This window comes from Roseateles sp. P5_B10 (genome assembly GCF_056400485.1).
The window spans coordinates 1-3,948 of record NZ_JBFULE010000497.1 but is presented as its reverse complement, the minus strand read 5'-3'; the positions used below and the strand labels follow the sequence as shown (position 1 = coordinate 3,948).

At 72.3% G+C, this 3,948-nt stretch carries 3 protein-coding genes; all 3 read right to left on the bottom strand.

From position 1 onward, the window contains the following. On the bottom strand, window positions 1-1,593 hold a 1,593-nt coding region (gene mnmC2, locus AC1DU6_RS22655; RefSeq protein WP_477859765.1), incomplete at its 3' end, for a tRNA (5-methylaminomethyl-2-thiouridine)(34)-methyltransferase MnmC2. Then, complete coding sequence (locus AC1DU6_RS22650) at window positions 1,590-2,213, bottom strand: Rossmann-fold NAD(P)-binding domain-containing protein (protein WP_477859764.1); 624 nt, start codon at window positions 2,211-2,213, stop codon at window positions 1,590-1,592. The genes AC1DU6_RS22650 and mnmC2, both read right to left, overlap by 4 nt. Continuing rightward, window positions 2,214-3,948, bottom strand: a 1,735-nt coding sequence (locus tag AC1DU6_RS22645; RefSeq protein ID WP_477859763.1) for a DEAD/DEAH box helicase, incomplete at its 5' end; no start/stop codon positions are given. It abuts the gene before it with no gap.

Sequence of the window (3,948 nt, the reverse complement as noted above, 5' to 3'; positions counted from 1 at the left end):
GGCCACGCGGCCGGAGAGCGGCGCCTGCGGCGGGGTGGCCAGGCCGGCCAAGCGCGCGTAGCGGGCGAGGTTGTCGGCCTGATCAACCTCGCGCAGCGCCGGGTCGAGATCACCGTCCTGGGTCGTCGCACCGCACCACAGGCCGCCGCGGCCATCGGCGATGGCGTAGCCGTCGCCGGCGATGGGGACGGTGGGGCACCAGGGTGCTTCCGGCAAGTGGGTCAACTGGCCGCGCTGCACGGTCAAGCCGGCAGCCAGTTCGCCGAGCAGCGACAGTTGGCCATGGCCGCCGGCCAACACGACAAGGGGCGCCTCGGCGATGCGATGACCCTGGGCATCCCGCAGGCGCCAGCCGTCGGTGGCTGCTTCCAGGGCGGCGACGGGGCTGCCCAGTTTCAGGGCGACCCCACTGGCGGCCAGCATGGCGCGGATGTAGGCGGCCGGGTCCAGCGCGCCACCACCGGGATAGAACCAGGCCGGGTGGGCGAGGGCGGTGCCGGCCAGGATCGAGGCGCCTTCGGCGGACAGGGCCTCGACATAGCCCGGCGCGCCGCGCATGGCGGCCAGCGGCAGTCGCGTCTCCATCCTCAGCAGGCCGCGCTGATGAGGCAGGGCGAGCTCCGTCAGCAAAGCCTGCGTGGCCAGCGCCGCGGCGCGGTTGAAGCGCGCGTGCGGGCCGTCGTCCGGGTTGAGGGTGCCGTGGAAGAGGCCGGCCGGGTTGCCCGAGCTGGCCTGGGCCGGGCCTGGCAACGCATCGACGACGGTGCAGGCCACGCCCGCCCGCGAGAGCGCCAGCGCGCAGGCCGCACCCGCAAGGCCGGCGCCGACGATGACGGCCTGCTTCGCGCCGGGCGCCAGCGGCTCGCGGCCGGCCGGCCGCTGCGTGTGCCGAGGCGCGAACCGGGCGACGGTCATCTCGGGCTTGTTGGCAAAACCTGGCGCCAGGCGCACCTCGAAGCCCAGTGCGGTGAGCGCCCTGCGCATGGGCCGCGAGATGCTCCACGTGGCCGCCGTCGTGCCGGGCACGGCGTGCCGGGACAGGCTCTTCAGCAGCCATTCGTCCCACAGCTCCGGGTTGCGCTGCGGTGCGAAGCCATCGAGGTAGAGGGCATCGGCGTCCAGTACCAGTTCGCGCAGCAACTCGCGTGCATCGCCCAGGCCCAGCAGCAGTTCGACGCGACCGTCCTCGAAGCTCAGCGTGTGCAGGCCGGCGGTCAGCGGCGGCCAGCGTTCGACCAGTTGGGCCGCCAGGTCGGGCAAGGGGCTGGCCGCATGGACGCGGGCCAGATCGTCGCGCTTCAGTGGGTGCTTCTCCACGCTGACGAAGACGAGGCGCTCGCAGCGTGCCGGGTCTTGCCGCCATGCATCCCAGGTGGCGAGGAAGTTGTTGCCCAGGCCAAAACCGGTCTCCAGCACGACGAAGCGCTCGCGGCCCTGCCAGCGGCCGGGCAGGCCGTTGCCGGCGACGAACACGTGGCGGGCCTGGGGCAGGGCGCCGGCGCGCGAGTGGTAGACGTCGCCGAAGGTGGGGGAAGCCGGGGCATCGGGGTCGGAAAAGTCGACCTCGGTGGGCTCGATCGCCGGGGACTTCATTGGCCCATGCGTTGCATTTCGCCGGACTCGATGATGCGCACGGCCGGGCCGGGGGCTTCGAGGGCCAGGCGCATGGACCGTGCAATGCGCTGCGGCGAGATGGGGCGCCAGGTGGCGGGAATCAGGCCAGCCAGCGGCCGCACCAGCTTGAGCGTCCAGGCCTCCGCCGTGCGGTGCGGCTGGTCCAGCTGCTCCCGCTCGCCGTCCAGCAGCGATGGGCGAGCGACGACGAGGCGCTCGAAGCCGAGTGCGATCAGCGCGTCCTCGGCCTCACCCTTGACCTGGTTGTAGAAGACCGGCGAACGCGCGTTCGCACCCAGCGCCGACACCAGGCCGCAATGCGTGGCGCCAGCCGCGTGCGCCGCGCGGGCGACGGTGAGCACTGCGTGAAAGTCTGCCGCACGAAAGGCCTCGCGCGAGCCAGCCTGGGCCATCGTCGTTCCGAGCGCAATCAGCACGCAGCCAGGGATGGGCAATGCGGTGAACGAGGCAGGCCGCGTGTAGTTCACCGCCGTCGTGCCCGGCAACGGCTTGCGCGCCAGCGCGATGGCGTCGGGCCATTCGGCGCACAGTGCGCGGCCGACGAGGCCGGTCGCGCCGGCTATCCAGGTGCTTGTCATCTAGTCCTCGAGCAGAGCGGCCAGCGCCTGCGCGTCCAGCGGCGAAGCCTGTTCATGGCCCTCGAGCATGCCCTCGGCCAGGCCGCGCTTGTCGCGGTGCAGCTCGATGATGCGCTCCTCCACCGAGCCGGCCGTCACCAGCCGGTAGACGGTGACCGGGCGCTGCTGGCCCATGCGGTGGGCACGGCCGCTGGCCTGGTCTTCGGCGGCGGGGTTCMACCAGGGGTCGACGATGAGGACGTAGTCCGCCATCGTCAGGTTCAAACCGAACCCGCCGGCCTTCAGGCTGATGAGGAACACATCGCCCTCGCCACGCTGGAAGGCCGCCACGCGCTTGGTGCGCTCGGCCTGCGGCGTGCTGCCGTCCAGGCGCTGGAAGGGCAGGCCCATCTGCGTGAGGCGCTCGCCGAGCAGGTCGAGGTAGTCGGTGAACTGGCTGAAGACGAGGGCCTTGTGGCCGCCCGCCACCAACTCGCGCACGATGTGCTCGAACTCGGCCATCTTGGCTCCCACCAGGCCCAGCTCGGGTGACACGAGGCGCGGGTCGCAGGCGGCGCGGCGCAGGCGCATCAGCTCGGCCAGCACCTGCATGGGTGCGGCGCGCTCGCCGCTGGCCGCTGCCGCGGCCACCGCCGCTTGCGCGTCGCGGCGCAGGGCTTCGAGGAAGTGGCGTTCCTGCTCGCTGGGCTCCACGCGGTGGACGATCTCGGTGCGTGGGGGCAGGTCTTGCAGCACTTGCGCCTTGGTCCGGCGCAGCAGGAAGGGCGCGACGATGCGGCGCAGCCGGGCGCGGGCCGTCGCGTCCTGCTGGCGCTCGATGGGGCCGGCAAAGCGCTCGTTGAACTGCTGCGGTGTGCCCAGCAGGCCGGGGTTGATGAGGTTCATGATGGACCACAGGTCCGCCAGCCGGTTCTCGACCGGCGTGCCGGACAGGGCCAGGCGGAAGTCGGCATCGAACTCGGCGACCGACTTGGCGCGCTTGGTGGCGGCGTTCTTCAGCGCCTGGGCTTCGTCCAGCACCAGCGTGGCCCAGCGGCGCGCGGCAAAGCCCTCGGCGTCGATCTGCGCCAGCGCGTAGCTGGCGACGATGACATCACCCGGGCCGGCGGCTTGCAGCAGCGCGTTGCGGTCGGCGGCTTCGGCGTAGACCTGCACATTCAGCCCCGGCGAAAACGCGGCGCACTCGGCCGCCCAATTGCCGCAGACCGACGTGGGCGCCAGCACCAGGGCCGGGCCCAGCGCGCTGCGCTCGATCAGCAGCGCCAGCGTCTGCACCGTCTTGCCCAGGCCCATGTCGTCGGCCAGGCAGGCGCCAAAGCCGGCGGCGGCCAGGCGGCTCATCCACGCAAAGCCCTCGACCTGGTAGGCACGCAGCTCGGCACGCAGGGATTTAGGCGGCTGGGGCTGCAGCGCCGCGGCGGCCGTGAGCTGCTCCACCCGCGCCCGCCAGGCTTTGTCGCCGCCCAAGCGCACGCCGGCCAGGCCCTGGTCCAGCCAGGCGGCGCTGGCATTGGGCAGTTGCAGCTCGCCCTTCTTGGTCTGGGCCAGTGAATCGAGGTCGCGCAGCTGCTGTCGCAGTTGCTCGGACARCGCCAGGTAATGCCCCTCGGCCATGCGCACGAAGCGGCTCTTGCTGGCGCGGCTCAGGGACAGCAGCTCCTGCAGGCCGACGACGCGGCCTTCCTCGACCTGCACCTCGCCGGTCACGCCCAGCCAATCGCGCCCGCTGCTGACC